This is a genomic window from uncultured Flavobacterium sp., assembly GCF_937967675.1.
In the GTDB taxonomy this organism is placed as follows: Bacteria; Bacteroidota; Bacteroidia; order Flavobacteriales; family Flavobacteriaceae; genus Flavobacterium.
In genome coordinates this window covers 1-18,085 of record NZ_CALBSN010000132.1, presented here as the reverse complement: position 1 = coordinate 18,085, position 18,085 = coordinate 1, and the positions used below count along the sequence as shown (strand labels likewise).

Sequence of the window (18,085 nt, the reverse complement as noted above, 5' to 3'; positions counted from 1 at the left end):
ATAAATAAATTCCACCTTTAATCATGTTTCTATGAAAATCAGAAACTAAACTTCCGATGTAACGAGAAGTATAAGGTCTGTCTCCTTCTTCTAACTGACAATATTTAATATAATCTTTTACTCCTTGAGGAAAATGAACGTAATTTCCTTCGTTAATTGAGTAGATTTTTCCATCTTCCGAATATTTCATGTTGGGATGTGACAAATAGAATGTTCCGATAGCTGGATTCAATGTAAATCCGTTAACACCATCACCTGTTGTGTACACCAACATAGTTGAAGTTCCATAAATCACATAACCTGCTGCTACTTGATTTACGCCTGGTTGCAAGAAATCTTCAATAGTTACAGGAGTTCCAACAGGAGTAACTCTTCTGAAAACTGAAAAAATAGTTCCTACCGAAACATTCACATCAATATTCGAAGAACCATCTAATGGATCCATCAAAACCACATATTTGTTGTTGTGTGAATTATCTGAACCTGCCACAGTAATGAAATCATCGTTTTCTTCCGAAGCAATTCCACAAACAATTTCACGGTTGATTAAGGTTTGAATAAAAACTTCGTTTGCGTAAACGTCTAATTTTTGTTGGTCTTCGCCTTGAATATTTTGTTCTCCAGCAGCACCTACGATATCAACTAATCCGGCTTTGTTTACCTTATAGTTTACTACTTTAGCTGCCAAACGAATGGAGTTAATAATACGAGATAATTCTCCAGTTGAGTATTGAAACGAATTTTGGTGTTCAATAATAAATTCGCCTAAGGTTCTATTTCTTTCTTCCATTTCGAAAACGTTGTAGTTGTGTTTAAGGCACAAATATCGGTAAATTTGTGAAATGTTAGAATTAATTTGAAAAGATGTTTAAGTTAATTTTACTTTTGTAAAAAAATTGAAAAAATGATGATCAGAAAAGCCACAAAAAACGACATGCCTTCGGTTTTAGAATTGATTCAGGAATTAGCCACTTTTGAAAAAGAACCTGATGCTGTTGTGGTTACCGTTGACGATTTGGTTCGCGATGGTTTTTCCGCAAATCCGCTTTTTCAATGTTTTGTTGCCGAAGTTGAAAACGAGATCATCGGAATGGCTTTGTACTATTATCGTTATTCGACTTGGAAAGGAAAAACCATCCATTTAGAAGATTTAATTGTAAAAGAAAACAAACGCGGAACAGGTGCCGGATTTGCACTTTACAAAGAAATCATCAAACAAGGAAAAGCCGAAAATGTCCGCCGAATCGAATGGAACGTTTTGGATTGGAATACACCAGCTATCGATTTCTATGAAAAATCGGGTGCTAAAGTTTTGGGCGATTGGCGTGTGGTTCACATGGACGACAAAGGAATTGAACAATTTTTAAACACAACTATATAATTCTTCAAAATGAAAATTTTTAAATTTGGAGGTGCATCGGTTAAAGATGCCGAAGGCGTAAAAAACGTATTACATGTTTTAAACACGGTAGGACACGAAGATGTTCTGTTGGTAATTTCTGCAATGGGAAAAACCACGAATGCTTTAGAAGTTGTTATCAAAAACTATTTTGAAAAATCGAAAGAATTGAATGCGTCACTTCAGGAAGTTCGCAAATACCACAATCAAATTTTATTAGACTTATTTGAGGACGAAGAGCACGATGTGTTTTTTGATGTAAACGCTCATTTTGACGATTTAGAATATTTTATTCGCAGTAATAAATCTCCGAATTATAATTTTGTTTACGACCAAGTGGTGAGTATTGGAGAATTGGTTTCTACTACGATTGTAAGTCATTATTTCAATTCGCAAGGCATGCTAAATCATTGGATTGATGTGAGACCATTGATCAAAACCGATAACAACTACCGTGATGGTCAAGTAGATTGGGAAACTACTCAAAAATTGATTTCAAAAGGGGTTAAAAAGAAAACTTTGAACATTACACAAGGATTTTTAGGTTCTGATGAGAATAATTTCACTACTACTTTAGGTCGTGAAGGTTCGGATTACACGGCTGCGATTTTTGCGTATTGTTTAGGTGCCGAAAGTGTTACGATTTGGAAAGATGTTCCAGGCGTTTTAAATGCCGATCCAAGATATTTTGAAAATGCGGTTTTGTTGAACCAAATATCCTACAGAGAAGCGATTGAATTAGCGTTTTATGGTGCTTCGGTAATTCATCCAAAAACGTTACAACCTTTACAGAAAAAGGAAATTCCGTTATATGTAAAATCGTTTGTTAATCCAACATTGCCTGGAACCAGCGTTTCAAAAGGAGCCGATTTAGAACCTAAAGCATCTTGTTTCATCGTTAAGAAAAACCAATTGTTATTATCGTTATCGTCTATTGATTTCGATTTTATCATGGAAAATCACATTAGTGAAATTTTTGCATTGTTTTCGAAATACAAAATCAAAGTGAATTTAATTCAAAATACGGCAATTAGTTTCTCCGTTTGTATCGAAGATAAATACAACACTTTTGAAGAGTTACGAAAAGTGTTGGCAAAAAAATTCAAAGTTTCGTATAATGAAAACGTATCACTATATACTATCAGACATTTTGATGAAAACGCCGCAAAAGTGGTAGAAACGAATAAAACGATATTGCTACGTCAGATTTCGAGAGAAACGATGCAGGTGATTACGAAGGAGTAGTTTAATTTGGCAATTAGACAATTAGTCGATGTGCCAATTTCATAACTTTTTCTAAAAATAAGCGAGATAATGAGTTTAGAAAAATTATTAAATATTCCGAAAGAATTGAATTCAAAACCAAATATATCAGTTTATAATTTGGTTAAAGAATGTTATTTTGATGATTTTTCTGAATTACTTGTGTATGAATATTTGATTAAAAATGATTCAACACATAAAAGTTGGTTGTTGTTTTGCGAAGATAAACGAACAGATGAAGGTTGGGTTATTGAAAAGAATTTCTTTTTTTACAATGTTTATCATTTAAATAATAGAAATAGTAAATCGAATTTTAAACGTTTTACATACAAAGACAAAGCTTTTAGTTATTATATTTATAATGAGATAATTTCTATCTACGAAAACAAACAGTTAAAATAAATCACCGCAGATTCGCAGATTATTATTTAAAAAATCTGCGAATCCGCGGTTCAAACAAAATCATTCCTTTTTTCCAACAATAAATACTACTTTTGATAATTCGAAGTTATAGTATTTATGCAAAAAATTATTTTTTTAGTGGGATTTCTGTTGTGTTTTTTGGGCGGTTTTGCTCAGGAAACGTTACAATCGTATCCAACTAAAAAAATTGCCTTTTCAAAAGACACGATTTCGATAGAAAAATTTAGTTTGAACAATTCCTTTTTTGAAATTAAAGACAAAAATGGAAAAATCATTGACACTAGTTTTTACAAAGTTAATTTCCAAAAAGGAACGGTAGTTTTCACTAAAGAAATCAACACTTCTGATTCTTTAACTGTTCGCTATTCGAAATTTCCGGAATTTTTAACTAAAACCTATTCTATTTACGATGAGGACAAAGTGATTTCAAACGAAGCGGGAAAATTAGTCGTTTTCAAAAAAGACAAAAACACTAAATTCAAACCTTTTGATGGATTGAATACTTCGGGAAGTATTACACGTGGCGTTACGATTGGAAACAATCAAAACACGGTAGTGAATTCGAATTTAGATTTACAAATCACAGGTAAAATTTCCGATAAAGTGAGTTTGCGAGCTTCGATTCAAGACAGTAATATTCCGTTGCAAGAAGGCGGTTATTCGCAGAAACTAGATGAATTTGACCAAATTTTCATCGAATTATTTTCCGATAAATGGAACATTCGCGCTGGAGATTTATTTCTTGAAAATCGAAAATCTGCTTTCTTGAATTTCAACAAAAAAGTACAAGGTTTAGCCACTCGCTTCACTTTTGGAACACCTAATAAAAAAACCGAAGTCATTGCATCTGGTGCTTTGGTTCGTGGACAATATGCCCGAAGTTCATTCGTCGGACAAGAAGGCAATCAAGGTCCGTATAAATTGCGAGGCAATAATAATGAGTTGTACGTTTTAGTAATTTCAGGTTCTGAACGGGTTTATGTCAACGGAATTTTGAAAACTCGTGGCGAAAACCACGATTATATCATTGATTATAACGCTGGGGAAATCATTTTTACTTCGCTATTTCCGATAACTTCTGAAATGCGAATCAACGTAGAATATCAGTATACCGATAGAAATTTTACTCGATTTATTACTTATGGCGGCATTTCGCACGAGCGAGAAAATTGGCAAATTGGCGGTTATTTCTATTCGGAAAGTGATGTGAAAAATCAGCCTTTACAACAAAATTTATCTTCGGAACAAATTGATATTTTGCAAAACGCTGGCGATGATATTTCGCAAATGAACGGACCTTCTGCTTATTTAGACACGTATTCTGAAAATAAAATTTTGTATCGAAAAGTGATTATTGGCGGAGTTGAAGTGTTTGAATATTCGAACAATCCAACAGACGAATTGTACAGTGTGCGTTTTTCATTGTTAGGAAATAATCAAGGGAATTACATTTTAGCAAACAACCAGGCGGTTGGTAAAATTTATGAATATGTGGCGCCAATAGCTGGAATTCCGCAAGGAAATTATGAACCAATTGTTCGATTGATTGCACCTACAAAAATTCAAATGGCAACGATTTTAGGAAAATACAATCCGAGCGAGAAAACCCTTTTAGATTTTGAAGCGGCAATAAGTAACAACGACCAAAATTTATATTCGAATTTAGACGACAATAACAACAAAGGTTTTGCTGGAAAATTCAATGGAAAACAACGCCTTTTTGACGGAAAAACCAAGATTGATGCGTTTGCCAATTATCAGTTGGTACAAGAAAATTTCAAAACCATTGAACGTTTGTACAACATTGAATTTAATAGAGATTGGAACATCACTTCTACTTTTTTGGGGAATCAAAGTTTTTTAACTTCGGGATTGGATTTTAATTTCAATAACAAAGGAAAAGCGATTTATCAATTTGAAAATTTAGCTTTTGGCGATGCTTTTTTGGGAAACAAACACACTTTAACAGGAAGATATGCTACCAAAAAATGGATGATTTGGAGTAATTCGAGCATAATGAAAAACGATTCTGAACTTTCAAATTCGTCTTTTGCTAGAAGTCAAAATCGTTCGTCGTATAAATTGGGTAAAAATTGGGTTGGTGCTACAGTAAATTTGGAAGATAATTCTGATAAACTGAAGGCAACCAATACATTTTCGGCCTTGAGCCAACGTTTTTTAGAATATGGCGCTTTTGTGGGAAGAGGCGATTCGACTAAAGTTTTTGTGGAATTAGGATTTTTGCAACGTCAGAATGACAGTTTGCAAAACAATCGCATAGAGCGCGTGAATCATTCGAATTCGTATTATTTGAAATCGCAATTGATTAAAACCGAAAAAAGCAATTTGAGTGTATTTTTGAATTATCGCACCTTGAAATATGAAGATTCAAGCTTAAAAGACGAACCTTCGTTAAATTCACGAATTTTATATTCGGACAGATATTTTGGGCAATTAATTCAAACAACAACCGCTTATGAAACAAGCTCTGGAACGATTGCCCAACAAGAATTTACCTATTTGCAAGTAGAACCTGGACAAGGCGTTTATATGTGGAACGATTACAATGGCAACGGAATTCAGGAATTGCAAGAGTTTGAAATTGCTCCTTATTCTGATTTAGCGATTTACGTTCGGGTATTTTTACCGAATCAAGTTTTTGTTCGAACGCATCAGAATAAATTTTCTCAAGCGTTGAATTTCAATTTTAATCAATGGCAAAATGAGACTGGTTTTAAGAAATTCGCTTCACATTTTTACAATCAAACTTCGTTTTTAATAGAACGTAGAATTCGAAGAGATGGTTCTAATTTCGACTTGAATCCGTTTTCAAAAAACAATGATGAGTTGATTGGTTTGAACACAAATTTTAGAAATAGTTTGTTTTTTAATCGTGGAAAACAATATCATTCCACCACTTATTCTTTCTTAATTAATGAAAGTCAAAATTTGCTTTCTGTGGGAAGTGTTGCAGCTAAAAATCAATCGCATCAGTTGCAATATCAGCATTTGGTAAAGAAAAGTTGGTTGTTTAATTTTTCGGGAAGCACCACTTTAACGGAATCAACTTCTGAGAGTTATCCAAATCGAAATTTTGAAATTGAAAGTTATCAACTAGAGCCAAAAATCGGGTATTTGTTTTCTAAAAATGCGAGTTGGGATGTTTTTTATGAATACCAACAAAAAGAAAATCAAATTGGCGCTTTTGAAACCTTAAAACAAACTCGTTTAGGAACCTCATTTACCTTCAACAGCGAAAAAGGATTTAGCATGAATGGCGAATTTTCTATGTATAACAATTCGTATAATGGAAATCCGTTATCAGCAGTTGGGTTTCAAATGTTAGAAGGCTTACAACCAGGAAAAAATCAAACTTGGCGTTTACTTTTACAGAAAAATTTGACCCAATATTTAGATATCAATATTAATTATCAAGGCAGAAATAGCGAAACGAGTAAGACGATTCATGCTGGAAATGTACAATTAAGGGCGTTTTTTTAGTTAATTATTGGTATTAATTCATTAAATTTACAAATTATTATTACATCAAATTCACTATGATAAAAAATATAATTTTTCTCACAATTTTCATTTTTTCACAAATAGGTTTTTCTCAACTTAGCAATAAACATTGGATTCCACCTTTACATTCTAGAGATATTACCGCAATTCAGGATCATTATATTTATCTTTCTACTCCAGAAACCACTCCTTTTACAGTAACAATTACGGATGGTTTGGGAACGCCTATTACAGGTTCTCCATTTACAATATCGGCTACAAGTCCAGTTTCTGTATTGATTGGCAATGGCAGTAATACTAAAATGTTTGTAGACATTAGTAGAGTAAATACAGTTTTAATTGATAGAGGATTAATACTTGAAGGTAGTAAAGATTTTTATGTTAGTTTTAGAATGAGACATACAAGTCATGCTGAAACATTGATTTCTAAGGGTATCTCTGGCAAAGGAAAGAACTTTAGAGTAGGGTATATGATTAATGATTTAATAGATAGTAGAAAATCATTCGTTACGAGTTTAATGGCAACCGAAGACGGTACAAGCGTTAGTTTAACAGGGTATGATACTAATGTTACTTTTGCAACAAGTTCAGGTGTTATGACACTAACCAATCAGTCTTTTTTCTTGGATGCAGGAGAAAGTATTATTTTTTCAGGATATAGTAATAATCCGGATAATATTCAAGGTGCTATAGGAGCATTGATATCGTCAAACAAAGACATAGTAGTAAATTCAGGGAATGCATTGGGAGGTGTTCAAAATGGTAGAGGAGATTTTGCTATAGACCAAATAGTTTCATCATCTCAAATAGGAACGGAATATATTTTTATTGAAGGTAATGGAACTCCAGACATGGAGAAGCCACTTATAATAGCTCACGAAGACAACACAGAAGTTTATGTAAATAACATATCTACACCTATTGCTGTTTTAAATGCAGGACAATATATATTCATACCAAACACTTATTATCAAGGAATAAATAACAGCAATTTGTATGTAAGAAGTAGTAAACCTGTTTTTGCTTATCAGCCTATAGGTGGTGGTTTTGATACCGCTACTTCAGGATTAAATTTTATACCTCCTTTAAGTTGTTTTTTTCAAAATTCAGTTATAATTCCTGCGGTTAATAGAATTGGAGGTGTTAGTTACACTGCAGATTTGATGATTTTAACTTATGCAAGTTCTAGCTTAACTGTAAATGGCGTTCCTATTCCTTTGTCAGATGCACAAAATGTATTAGGAAATTCAGATTGGGTTACTTATCGGGTAAGAAATGTTTTTGGTGATGCTAATATTGTATCAACAGGTCCTTTAGCTGCTGGAGTATTTGGTTACTTAGACGATACGGCAGGATATGCAGGTTATTATTCTGGATTTGGAAGTAATCCACAACCTACAGCTGTTACGATTTGCTCCAATCAAACTATAAATTTATTTGACGCAATTATAGGGAATCCAGGAGAGAATGGTACTTGGACAGTGCCTTCCGGTGGTAGTCCTTTGAACAATAATATTTTTGACCCATCAATAAATATTGAAGGAGAATATATTTACAGTTTTACTAAAGATTGTAATTCATCACCTATTCCAGTTGATGTAGCAGTTAGTGTCACTATACAGCAGGCTAATAATGCTGGAAATAACAATTCAATTAGTGTTTGTAAATCTGATGCAAGTTTCGATTTATTCCCTTTATTAGGAACAAATGTTACTCCTAATGGTACATGGGCACCAGCATTAGCATCTGGAACTAGTGTTTTCAATCCTGCTGTAGATGTAAGTGGGAATTATGTATATACAATACCTAATTCAGGTGTTTGTAGTGGAGTTTCAGCTACAATTTCTGTAACTAATAATGCATTACCTTTATTAACACCAATATCCGATTTTAAAAAGTGTGATGATAATATAGATGGCGATGATACTAATGGTATCGTTACCTTTAATCTTTTATCTAAAACTAATGAAATACTCAATAGTCAAACTGGGATTAATGTAACATATCATGAATTAGAGTCTGAAGCGTTACTTGGAATAAATGCTATCACAACTATTAATACTAGCAACAGAATAATATATGTTCGATTAACGAATGCAACAACAAATTGTTTTGTAACTTCTTCTTTTAACTTAATAGTAACCTCTTTGCCTGTTATTGCTTCACCAATTATTTTAAAGCAATGTGACACAGATACAGATGCCATCACTTCTTTTAATTTAAATGAAGCAAATAATGAAATTTCCTCTCAACCCAATTTAGTATTTACATATCATACCAGCTTACCAAATGCGATTAGTGGAACTGCTCCAATAACCAACCCAACTGATTATATTTCTGCGAATAACGGAAGAGTTTGGGCAAGAATAGTAAATGAAAATGGTTGTTTTAGAACTAGTGAGGTTAATTTAATTGTATCAACTACAGTTATAAACTTAGCAAATCCTTATTTATTAGAGGAATGTGATGACTATATAGATGCTTCAGACCCCAATGCGGATGGATATGATTACTTTAATCTCAGTACTATTGATAATTTAATCACACAGCCATTTCCGTTAGGGCAATCTTACACGGTTACTTATTATGAAACAGAAAATGATGCTTTACAAGAGGTAAATGCAATACCAAACATTACAAATTATAGAAATATTACCGCATATAATCAAACTCTTTGGGTAAGGATTGATAGTAATTTAAATAATGATTGTGTTGGATTAGGACCTTATTTAAAATTGATAGTAAACCCATTACCTATTATTGATTTAGGTGTAAATTTCACGCTTTGTTTAGATCCGATTACAGGAATTGGTTCTCAAATTGTTGATGCGACTCCAACAATTCCAGGTAATTATTCTTATCTATGGACTCCTGCAAATCCAAACGGAGATTCTCCTTTATTTGATATTACAGCAGCTGGAACTTATTCAGTTGTTGTTACCAATAATATAACTAATTGTTCGGAAACGGATACTATTACAGCAACTTTTTCTTCCGAACCACAGTCTGTTTTTGCTACTTTATTAACTCCAGCATTCTCAACAGGATTGGCTGCAATTGAAGTAACTGCAGTTGGAGGTTTTGGAGAATATGAGTATAGTTTGAACGCTATTGATTGGCAATCAAGCCCTATTTTTACAGATTTACCTAATGGATCTTATTCAGTATATGTAAGAGATATTCAAGGGTGTGGACTATTGCAAACCAATTTGATTCAAACTATAAATTACAATAATTATTTTACACCTAATAATGACGGTTATAACGATAAATGGAATATTTATTTACCTGAATCATACGAAGGGGTAATCCACATTTACGATAGGTATGGTAAATTATTAAAACAAATTAGTCCATATGGAGAAGGATGGGATGGAACTTATAATGGGAATATACTACCATCAACAGATTATTGGTTTAAAGTAGAATATGTAGAAAATAATATAAAGAAAGAATTTAAATCACATTTCAGTCTAAAAAGATAATAATGGAATTAGGCTCAATTAAAACAGAAATCGCAAACAATATTGCAAAAGTTACATTCTCACATGTAGCAAGTAACTCTTTTCCAAGTTCATTGCTTCAACAATTAACAAGTGAATTACAATCATTAAATCAAAATGAAGAAGTTGCCGTCATTGTTCTCCAAAGTCAAGGAAACGGAGCTTTTTGTGCTGGTGCCTCTTTTGATGAATTAATTGCGATTTCTAATTATGAAGAAGGGAGTGATTTTTTCTCTGGATTTGCCAATGTTATCAACGCTATGCGAAAATGTTCCAAATTAATTATTGGAAGAATTCATGGTAAGGCTGTTGGTGGTGGTGTTGGTTTAGCAGCCGCTTGTGACTATACTTTTGCAACAATAAAAAGTGATATTAAATTGTCGGAAATAGCTATTGGAATTGGACCTTTTGTTATAGAACCAGTGGTTAGTAGAAAATTAGGCAAAACTTCCTTAGCCCAAATGGCATTAACTCCTACAGAATGGAAATCGGCTACTTGGGCATTCGAAAAAGGCTTATATTCTGAGATTTTTGATACTATTCAAGATTTAGATATTAGACTAGAAGATTATATTAATGAACTTGCAAAATACAACATTGAAGCATTAGCCGAAATGAAAAAAGTACTTTGGGAAGGAACCGATAATTGGGACAGCTTACTTTATGATAGAGCTGCTATTTCTGGTCGATTGGTTTTATCAGATTTTACAAAAAAAGCATTAAAAAAATTTAAAAAATGATAAATTTAATTCTTTTTCTTCAACAAGTTAGTGTCGAACAGAAGTTGAAAGATGCACCAGACGGCCAATATCAAATAGGCGTATTAATAGGATCGTTTATCCCTTTTGTTGTGTTAGTAGGAATTGCCTATATACTATACAGCAGAGCAAAAAAGAAAGAATAAAATAACAAATTATGTCAAACATACGTATTACCAAACAATTTAATTTTGAAACTGGACATGCACTTTACGGATATGATGGAAAATGTAAAAATGTTCATGGCCATAGTTACAAATTATCCGTAACAGTAATTGGAAAACCTATTGAAGATACTTCCAATGTAAAATATGGAATGGTGATAGATTTTGGTGATTTAAAAAAAATTGTAAAAGAGCAAATTGTTGATGTGTTTGATCATGCTACTGTTTTTAATAAAAACACCCCACACATAGAATTAGCCCATGAATTAAAAACAAGAGGTCATCATGTTATTTTAGTAGAATACCAGCCTACTAGTGAAAATATGGTGATTGATTTTTCAAATAAAATTAAAAACTTATTGCCTCCAAACATAAAATTACATTCACTACGCTTACAAGAAACCGAGTCTTCTTTTGCAGAATGGTATGCAAGTGATAATGAATAACAAAAGAGCTTAAAAGCTCTTTTTGTTATTAAAATCGGTTATCCCCGTCTAGCATTCTTCCTAACCCACCTAAAAGACTTCCTTCTTCTCTATTTCCACCGTTTTGAGGAGCGCTTGCGTAAATTCTTCCGGCTAATCTACTAAATGGTAACGATTGAACATAAACGGTTCCCGGTCCGCGAAGTGTTGCAAAGAAAACACCTTCCCCACCGAAAATGGTGTTTTTAATTCCGCCAACGAACTCAATATCGTAATCTACATCTTTAGTAAAACCTACTAAACATCCTGTATCAACGCGAAGTAATTCACCTAGTTGCAATTCTTTTTTAGCCAAAGTTCCACCTGAATGCACAAACGCCATTCCGTCTCCTTCAACCTTTTGCATAATGAAACCTTCACCACCAAATAATCCGGTTCCGATTTTTTTAGTGAATTCGATTCCAACAGAAACGCCTTTTGCAGCGTATAAAAATGAATCTTTCTGACAAATGAATTTTCCACCTAATTGTTGTAAATCGATAGGTTCAATTTTCCCCGGATAAGGAGAAGCAAAAGATACTTTTCGTTTTCCGAAATCTTGGTTTTGATAAGCTGTCATGAACAAACTTTCACCTGTTAAAACACGTTTACCTGCTGATAACAATTTACCAAAAATACCTTGTTGTTGGTCTTGACTTCCATCGCCAAAAATAGTTTCCATTTTGATGCCATTTTCCATCATCATAAAACTTCCGGCTTCGGCAACCACTACTTCTTGTGGGTCTAATTCAATTTCAACATATTGCATTTCTTCACCATAAATATGGTAATCTATTTCGTGTGCTCTCATATATTTTATTTTTTTAATTAGTCGAGCAGACAAAAGAAATGTTACTATGAAAATTTTCAAATTATTCTTTAACCCATTTTAACGTAGTAGTACTTTCAGGAAGATGAACAAAAAACTTTTATAAAATAAAAATGTAATTATATTCTTAAACTTTAAAAAAATTAACATTTTAAACTTTTTGTAATCGCATGAAAAACAGCGTGTTTGTTAGGACAAACAAAAAAAGCACAAACTCATTCGAATTTGTGCTTTTGTATTTTAAAACAGTTTCAATTATCTGTTCATGTGTTGCATTTCGTAAGTGAACGTGTCTAAATCCACATTCATATCTACTAATTTTAAGGCTTTATCTACGATATAACCTACATTTCCTGGAGTAAATCCTAAAGCTAAAGCATATTTTTTTAATAAATCTTGTTCTTTGTCACCCGTAACATGCTCATCAGCATATACCATTCTAGATAAATCATATAAACGCTCTAAACGATGTGTATGCAATAAAGGCGGGTTTACAGGGTATTTTAAAGGATTTTCTAAAATTTCTTCATATTCTGCTTGAGAAATTTCTAATTTGATAGCTAATTTGTCTAAAAAATATTTTTCTTCTGGACCAATAATTCCGTCAGATAAAGCCACTCTTACAATTGCCGAAAAATGACCTTTGTTTCTGTTTCTAAAACCGCTATCGAATAAATCTGAAATTGACATGATGTATGTTTTTTTATATTAGAGCAAAATTAAACAAAAAATCCATTTTTTTACAACAATTTCACATGCTTTTGTGATGTAGAATTTGGTTACATAAAAAAATAAATCGTAAGTTTGAAAATCCCCAATAAAAACTTAATTATTATGTCAGAATTTTGGATGTACTTTAATATTGGACTTAAACATGTATTGGATATCAATGCCTATGATCATGTTTTATTTTTAATGGCTTTGGTAGTACCGTACGCTTTTAAAGATTGGAAGAATGTTTTTGTTTTGGTATCACTTTTTACCATCGGACATACGTTAGCTTTACTATTGTCGGTTTACGGAGTGGTTCAAATCCAAGCGAGTTTGGTTGAATTTTTAATTCCAATCACCATCTTAATAACCGCTGTTTTTCATCTTTTTACCGCTGGGAAATCGTCAAAAAATGAAAGTATCACTTTTGTAGCAATCGTAACATTGTTTTTCGGAATTATTCACGGATTAGGTTTTTCAAATTACTTTAAAACCATATTACCCGGAACTGCTTCGGATAAATTATTGCCACTTTTAGAATTCGCATTAGGAATTGAAGCAGCACAAATAATCGTAGTTGTAGTATTTTTAATTATTTCCTATATCGTGCAAACTTTTTTCCGATTTTCAAAAAGAGATTGGGCTTTAGTTATGTCAGCATTTATAATTGGCGTAGTTTTGCCAATGATTATGGAAAGCGAAATTTGGAACCGATAATGAAGAAAGAAAAAAGAGAAAAATACGATAAAGCTTATTTGCGAATTGCCAAAGAATGGGGAAATTTATCCTACTGCCAACGAAAAAAAGTAGGCGCTATTATCGTTAAAAATAAAATGATTATTTCCGATGGTTACAACGGAACACCATCAGGATTTGAAAATTGTTGCGAAGATGAAGATAATGTGACCAAATGGTACGTACTTCACGCCGAAGCGAATGCCATTTTAAAAGTCGCGCGTTCTACACAATCGTGCGAAGATGCAACGTTGTATATTACACTTTCACCCTGCAAAGATTGTAGTAAATTAATTCATCAATCGGGAATCAAAAGAGTGGTGTATCATCAAGAATACAAAGATACTTCAGGTGTTGATTTTCTAAGAAAAGCTGGTGTTGAGGTGGAATTAATCGAAGATTTGAGCTAAAATGAGAATGAATAAAGTATATTTTCCAATAGTAATCGCAGTAGCTGTTGCGGTAGGTTTGTTATTGGGAAGTAAACTCAATCCTTCCACAGAAACAGCTTTCCTAAACCGAAATGCCAATAAAAATAAACTGAACAAACTTATCGATTTTATCGAAAAAGAATATGTAGACAGTTTAAATACCGATTCTATAGTTGATTTAACGGTAAATGGAATTCTCGAAAAACTCGATCCACATTCGGTTTATATTCCAAAAAGTCAATTAGCAGCTGTAGAGCAAGAAATGCGTGGCGATTTCGTTGGAATTGGCATAAATTTCTACATGTATAACGATTCCTTAGCCGTAATAAAACCAATTGCTAATGGTCCTTCTGAAAAAGCGGGTTTAAAATCGGGCGACCGAATTCTTTTCGCCGATAAGTTACAATTGTACAATAAAAAATTAGAAACCGATACGTTGTTTTCCATCTTAAAAGGCGAACAAGGTTCTAATGTAAAACTGACCGTTTACCGAAAATCTGAAAAAAAGAAATTCGCCGTAAACGTTACTCGTGATGTTATTCCAATCAAAAGTGTAGATGTTTCGCAAATGGTGGATAAAACTACGGGTTATATCAAAATCAATCGCTTTGCCGAAAAAACATATGATGAATTTTTATCGGGTTTAACCCAATTAAAAAATGAAGGTGCCAAACATATTATTATCGATTTACGAGATAATGGAGGTGGCTACCTAGAATCAGCCGTTGCAATTGCAGATGAATTCTTAAAAAACAAAGAATTAATCGTTAAAACGAAAAATAAAAAAGATAAAATCGAAAGCACGTTTGCTACCGAAAAAGGCATTTTTGAAACAGGAAAAGTCAGTGTTTTAATCAATGAAAATAGTGCTTCAGCAAGTGAAATTTTAGCAGGAGCTATTCAGGATAACGACAGAGGTTTGGTGTATGGAAAACGTTCTTTTGGGAAAGGATTAGTACAACGCGAAATGCCATTAGGAGACGGTTCGGCAGTACGATTAACGATTGCTAGATATTACACACCTTCAGGACGTTCAATTCAAAAGCCCTATGAAGACAAAGGAGAAAACTATTTCAATGAATTCGACAAACGCTTTGAAAGTGGCGAATTATATGAAAAAGACAAAGTCAAAATCGCAGATAGTTTAAAATTCAAAACTAAGAAAGGTCGCATCGTGTATGGTGGTGGCGGAATTATGCCCGATATTTTTGTTCCGTTAGAAGATTCGCACGGAGCTGAAGGTTTAACAATGTTGATGCAATCAGGATTAGTGAATTACTTTGTGTTTGAACAATTAGATCAAAACCGTAAAAAGTTTGAAAAAATCTCGATGGAAGCGTTGGAAAAAGAATTACGTTCTGGTAATTATTTTAATGATTTCAAGACTTATATGGCAAAAGGCGGATTGCTTTTCAATTTAGAGAATCAAAAAGAAAAAGTGTTATTCTATCTTCAAGCAGAATTTGTACGCCAACTTTTTAATGAAAACGCTTATTACCAATTGATTTTAAAGAAAGACAATATGGTGAATAAGGTGTTGAGTAAGTAAAAATGTTATAAAATGAGTAGAAGAGATAAATTATTCGATTTGCCAATTTATAAAAAAGCCGAATTAATTTTAGATTTGGTAAACAGTCTTTTAAACACCATTAGTGAAGAAGATGAGTATTTGAATGCCACAAAATATATGATGCGAGATGATGCTGCGATAATTTGTGCTAAAATTGCGGGTGCTGAAGGCGGAGATATGTATAGCATCCGAATGCAAAATGCGGCAATCATCAGAGATCATGCAATGCATTTATATGTTCAAGTAGGAAGTTTGCGATTTCACGATTCTTTTAAAGATACCGATTATGTTACGTTGATTAGAAAAGAAATCGACGAATTCAGAGAATTGTTTATCAATTGGGTAGCTAGTTTTGACAAGAGTAATTATTATTGGGACGAATGGGAATTGTTTAATCCGCCGGGAGCTATTCCGCCAGACCCTAATGAATATCAAGATCCAATCAATTGGGATGATTTTTTAGAAGGAATGAATTTCGATGATGAAGAAGATGATTCAGAAGAATAAAAAGCTATTTTCCCAAAGCATCATGCACCTGCACGGGATTTCCGTTATTCCACAACGTTAAAATATCAGTTGCTACAGCAGCGCCACTACCAGCGGCGATACTTAATTGACTTCTGTGTCCTGCTAAAACTCCAGCTGCATAAATACCTTCGGTAACCAAATGGTCCGTGTTTTTTAATTGGATTCTGTTTTTCTCAGGAGCGGCTTTTTGATGTGGCATTACAAAGGATTCCAAACCTTCAACTATAAATGGATTTCCAGCACCAATAGCAATCACTACAATTTTAGCTTGAAGCGAAGATTTGTTGGTGGTAACAGTGAAGTTTCCAGCTTCACCTGAAATGGAAAGTACTTTTTCACCATGAATTTGTTGTACGTGCGGATATGAGTTGGTTAAATGTTCCAAACTTTCTTCCAACAATTCACTGCCTAATTTCCCTGCGGGAATTCCGTATGCGTTATTAAAAATGGCATTTTGTAGTGAAGAGGCTTTTTGGTGCGCTACAATTGCAATTTTTTTATCCATTGCAAACGGTTTGTTTTGAGCCGAACCCAAAATCAAAGCACACGAAACGCCCGAAACTCCAGCGCCAATAATTAAAACGTCTACCATTATTGTTTGGTTTTTTCTTCAATCATTTTTGAAAAACGCAATAGTACTAATAATAAGATTGCGCAAATTCCAGCAACAACACCAATAATGGCAATAGTGCTATTTCCTTCAAACGGATTACTATAATCAATTTGAAAAAGATTAAAAACAATTAAGACTAAAGCAATGGCAACCGCCACATAAGTAAAAATTTTCATTTTGTATATCCTCTAAATAAATAATCCTTTAACATTCGCGGCGAATAGTTTTACAGCAATCGCCAATAAAACCACGCCAAATATCTTACGAATCACACCTAAACCATTGTTTCCTAAAAGGCGTTCAATTTTTCCAGACGATTTCAATACACCATAAACCACTATTACATTAATCAAAATAGCAATAATAATGTTGATTTTATCATAAGCAGCACGAAGCGACAAAATAGTTGTCATTGTTCCAGCACCCGCGATCAATGGAAACGCAATAGGAACAATAGAAGCCGTACTCGGATTGTCTTCTTTATATAATCGAATGCCTAAAATCATCTCTAAGGCAAGGAAAAACAAGACAAACGAACCAGCAACAGCAAATGAATTCGCATCAATACCAATCAATTTCAGAATTTCTTCACCTACAAATAAAAAGGCAATCATAATCACCGCCGCCACAATAGTCGCTTTTTCCGATTGAATATGGCCCATTTTACTGCGTAAATCCACAATAATTGGAATACTTCCCACAATATCAATCACAGCAAATAAAATCATGCTGATGGTAAAAATGTCTTTCCAGTTGATTCCGAATTCCATAAAACGCTGAATATTTGTGCAAATATAAGGATATTGAATCAAGAACGTTTCTAATTTAACGATACATTATCAATTACAAGGGCAAAAACCAAGGACAAGTTCAAATTCAAGTAATGTGTAGATTTAAACGCAAAGTCGCAAAGTTTTACGCAAAGTTCGCCAAGAAGAAAGTGAAATGTCTCGCTGTATCTCTAATCAACACAATCAAAATCAAAAAAAACTCGGTGAATTTCGGTGAAAAATTATAACCATTTCTCCAATTTCTAAAATCTGTGTTCCAAAACTTCTAAATTCTTATTTCTAAATTCTGAATTCAAAAGCGTATCTTTGCACTTTAAAATACACCAATATGTTTCAGTTAAATAAAACCATCGTTTCCGAAGAAATCTTAGAAAAAGAATT

At 33.2% G+C, this 18,085-nt stretch carries 18 protein-coding genes; 12 read left to right on the top strand and 6 right to left on the bottom strand.

The genetic code is table 11. From position 1 onward, the window contains the following. On the bottom strand, window positions 1–790 hold a 790-nt coding region (gene fbp, locus Q0075_RS08925), incomplete at its 3' end, for a class 1 fructose-bisphosphatase (protein ID WP_297869223.1). Between the two features lie 114 nt (window positions 791–904). Here fbp and Q0075_RS08920 point away from each other — a divergent pair. From Q0075_RS08920 to Q0075_RS08885, 8 genes are all read left to right on the top strand, one after another. After that, window positions 905–1,381, top strand: coding sequence for a GNAT family N-acetyltransferase (locus Q0075_RS08920; protein WP_297869222.1), 477 nt, complete (start codon window positions 905–907; stop codon window positions 1,379–1,381). 9 nt (window positions 1,382–1,390) lie between these two features. Then, window positions 1,391–2,644, top strand: a complete 1,254-nt coding sequence (locus Q0075_RS08915; protein WP_297869221.1) for an aspartate kinase — start codon at window positions 1,391–1,393, stop codon at window positions 2,642–2,644. Window positions 2,645–2,713: 69 nt separating this feature from the next. After that, entirely contained in the window at window positions 2,714–3,064 is a 351-nt protein-coding gene (locus Q0075_RS08910; protein ID WP_297869220.1) for a hypothetical protein, read from the top strand. Window positions 3,065–3,181: 117 nt separating this feature from the next. Further along, window positions 3,182–6,586, top strand: coding sequence for a hypothetical protein (locus tag Q0075_RS08905; RefSeq protein WP_297869219.1), 3,405 nt, complete (start codon window positions 3,182–3,184; stop codon window positions 6,584–6,586). A 56-nt stretch (window positions 6,587–6,642) separates the two neighbouring features. Then, a complete protein-coding gene (locus Q0075_RS08900) occupies window positions 6,643–10,092 on the top strand; it encodes a T9SS type B sorting domain-containing protein (protein WP_297869218.1) in 3,450 nt (1,149 codons plus the stop codon). A 2-nt stretch (window positions 10,093–10,094) separates the two neighbouring features. Beyond that, window positions 10,095–10,850, top strand: a complete 756-nt coding sequence (locus tag Q0075_RS08895; protein WP_297869217.1) for an enoyl-CoA hydratase/isomerase family protein — start codon at window positions 10,095–10,097, stop codon at window positions 10,848–10,850. Beyond that, window positions 10,847–11,014 (top strand): hypothetical protein, encoded by a 168-nt coding sequence (locus tag Q0075_RS08890; protein WP_291106837.1) that lies wholly within the window; start codon window positions 10,847–10,849, stop codon window positions 11,012–11,014. The genes Q0075_RS08895 and Q0075_RS08890 overlap by 4 nt, the downstream gene beginning before the upstream one ends. A gap of 11 nt (window positions 11,015–11,025) precedes the next feature. Further along, window positions 11,026–11,478 (top strand): 6-carboxytetrahydropterin synthase, encoded by a 453-nt coding sequence (locus Q0075_RS08885; protein ID WP_291106835.1) that lies wholly within the window; start codon window positions 11,026–11,028, stop codon window positions 11,476–11,478. Window positions 11,479–11,506: 28 nt separating this feature from the next. Here the strand turns inward: Q0075_RS08885 and Q0075_RS08880 are convergent, their stop codons facing one another. Together Q0075_RS08880 and Q0075_RS08875 are read right to left on the bottom strand one after the other, a co-directional pair. Continuing rightward, window positions 11,507–12,307 carry a TIGR00266 family protein gene (locus Q0075_RS08880; protein ID WP_297869216.1) on the bottom strand — a complete coding sequence of 267 codons (801 nt, stop codon included), beginning with the start codon at window positions 12,305–12,307 and terminating at the stop codon, window positions 11,507–11,509. 273 nt (window positions 12,308–12,580) lie between these two features. After that, entirely contained in the window at window positions 12,581–13,015 is a 435-nt protein-coding gene (locus Q0075_RS08875; protein ID WP_297869215.1) for a TerB family tellurite resistance protein, read from the bottom strand. 144 nt (window positions 13,016–13,159) lie between these two features. Here Q0075_RS08875 and Q0075_RS08870 point away from each other — a divergent pair, with 144 nt between their 5' ends. Genes Q0075_RS08870 through Q0075_RS08855 form a run of 4 tightly spaced genes read left to right on the top strand, consistent with a single transcriptional unit; the run spans window position 13,160 to window position 16,279 of the window. Further along, on the top strand, window positions 13,160–13,753 hold the full coding sequence (locus tag Q0075_RS08870; protein ID WP_297869214.1) for a HupE/UreJ family protein: 594 nt from the start codon (window positions 13,160–13,162) through the stop codon (window positions 13,751–13,753). Next, window positions 13,753–14,181 carry a dCMP deaminase family protein gene (locus Q0075_RS08865; RefSeq protein WP_297869213.1) on the top strand — a complete coding sequence of 143 codons (429 nt, stop codon included), beginning with the start codon at window positions 13,753–13,755 and terminating at the stop codon, window positions 14,179–14,181. The genes Q0075_RS08870 and Q0075_RS08865 overlap by 1 nt, the downstream gene beginning before the upstream one ends. 1 nt (window position 14,182) lies before the next feature. After that, entirely contained in the window at window positions 14,183–15,751 is a 1,569-nt protein-coding gene (locus tag Q0075_RS08860) for a S41 family peptidase (protein WP_297869212.1), read from the top strand. Window positions 15,752–15,763: 12 nt separating this feature from the next. Next, window positions 15,764–16,279 carry a hypothetical protein gene (locus Q0075_RS08855; RefSeq protein ID WP_297869211.1) on the top strand — a complete coding sequence of 172 codons (516 nt, stop codon included), beginning with the start codon at window positions 15,764–15,766 and terminating at the stop codon, window positions 16,277–16,279. A 4-nt stretch (window positions 16,280–16,283) separates the two neighbouring features. Here the strand turns inward: Q0075_RS08855 and Q0075_RS08850 are convergent, their stop codons facing one another. From Q0075_RS08850 to Q0075_RS08840, 3 genes are read right to left on the bottom strand one after another with little or no spacing between them, the layout of a single operon-like run. Then, window positions 16,284–16,892, bottom strand: a complete 609-nt coding sequence (locus tag Q0075_RS08850; RefSeq protein WP_297869210.1) for an FAD-dependent oxidoreductase — start codon at window positions 16,890–16,892, stop codon at window positions 16,284–16,286. After that, window positions 16,892–17,089: a hypothetical protein gene (locus tag Q0075_RS08845; RefSeq protein WP_231842459.1), complete on the bottom strand. Its 198-nt coding sequence runs from the start codon at window positions 17,087–17,089 to the stop codon at window positions 16,892–16,894. Before Q0075_RS08845 ends, Q0075_RS08850 begins: the two co-directional genes overlap by 1 nt. 12 nt (window positions 17,090–17,101) lie before the next feature. After that, window positions 17,102–17,683, bottom strand: a complete 582-nt coding sequence (locus Q0075_RS08840; protein WP_297869209.1) for a MarC family protein — start codon at window positions 17,681–17,683, stop codon at window positions 17,102–17,104. Window positions 17,684–18,085 lie beyond the last annotated feature (402 nt).

Coding starts and splice junctions, on each gene's coding strand:
- Q0075_RS08920 (WP_297869222.1), top strand. CDS start 905: ATGATGATCAGAAAAGCCACAAAAAACGACATGCCTTCGGTTTTAGAA.
- Q0075_RS08915 (WP_297869221.1), top strand. CDS start 1,391: ATGAAAATTTTTAAATTTGGAGGTGCATCGGTTAAAGATGCCGAAGGC.
- Q0075_RS08865 (WP_297869213.1), top strand. CDS start 13,753: ATGAAGAAAGAAAAAAGAGAAAAATACGATAAAGCTTATTTGCGAATT.
- Q0075_RS08900 (WP_297869218.1), top strand. CDS start 6,643: ATGATAAAAAATATAATTTTTCTCACAATTTTCATTTTTTCACAAATA.
- Q0075_RS08840 (WP_297869209.1), bottom strand. CDS start 17,683: ATGGAATTCGGAATCAACTGGAAAGACATTTTTACCATCAGCATGATT.
- Q0075_RS08875 (WP_297869215.1), bottom strand. CDS start 13,015: ATGTCAATTTCAGATTTATTCGATAGCGGTTTTAGAAACAGAAACAAA.
- Q0075_RS08890 (WP_291106837.1), top strand. CDS start 10,847: ATGATAAATTTAATTCTTTTTCTTCAACAAGTTAGTGTCGAACAGAAG.
- Q0075_RS08860 (WP_297869212.1), top strand. CDS start 14,183: ATGAGAATGAATAAAGTATATTTTCCAATAGTAATCGCAGTAGCTGTT.
- Q0075_RS08870 (WP_297869214.1), top strand. CDS start 13,160: ATGTCAGAATTTTGGATGTACTTTAATATTGGACTTAAACATGTATTG.
- Q0075_RS08880 (WP_297869216.1), bottom strand. CDS start 12,307: ATGAGAGCACACGAAATAGATTACCATATTTATGGTGAAGAAATGCAA.
- Q0075_RS08895 (WP_297869217.1), top strand. CDS start 10,095: ATGGAATTAGGCTCAATTAAAACAGAAATCGCAAACAATATTGCAAAA.
- Q0075_RS08885 (WP_291106835.1), top strand. CDS start 11,026: ATGTCAAACATACGTATTACCAAACAATTTAATTTTGAAACTGGACAT.
- Q0075_RS08855 (WP_297869211.1), top strand. CDS start 15,764: ATGAGTAGAAGAGATAAATTATTCGATTTGCCAATTTATAAAAAAGCC.
- Q0075_RS08850 (WP_297869210.1), bottom strand. CDS start 16,892: ATGGTAGACGTTTTAATTATTGGCGCTGGAGTTTCGGGCGTTTCGTGT.
- Q0075_RS08845 (WP_231842459.1), bottom strand. CDS start 17,089: ATGAAAATTTTTACTTATGTGGCGGTTGCCATTGCTTTAGTCTTAATT.
- Q0075_RS08910 (WP_297869220.1), top strand. CDS start 2,714: ATGAGTTTAGAAAAATTATTAAATATTCCGAAAGAATTGAATTCAAAA.
- Q0075_RS08905 (WP_297869219.1), top strand. CDS start 3,182: ATGCAAAAAATTATTTTTTTAGTGGGATTTCTGTTGTGTTTTTTGGGC.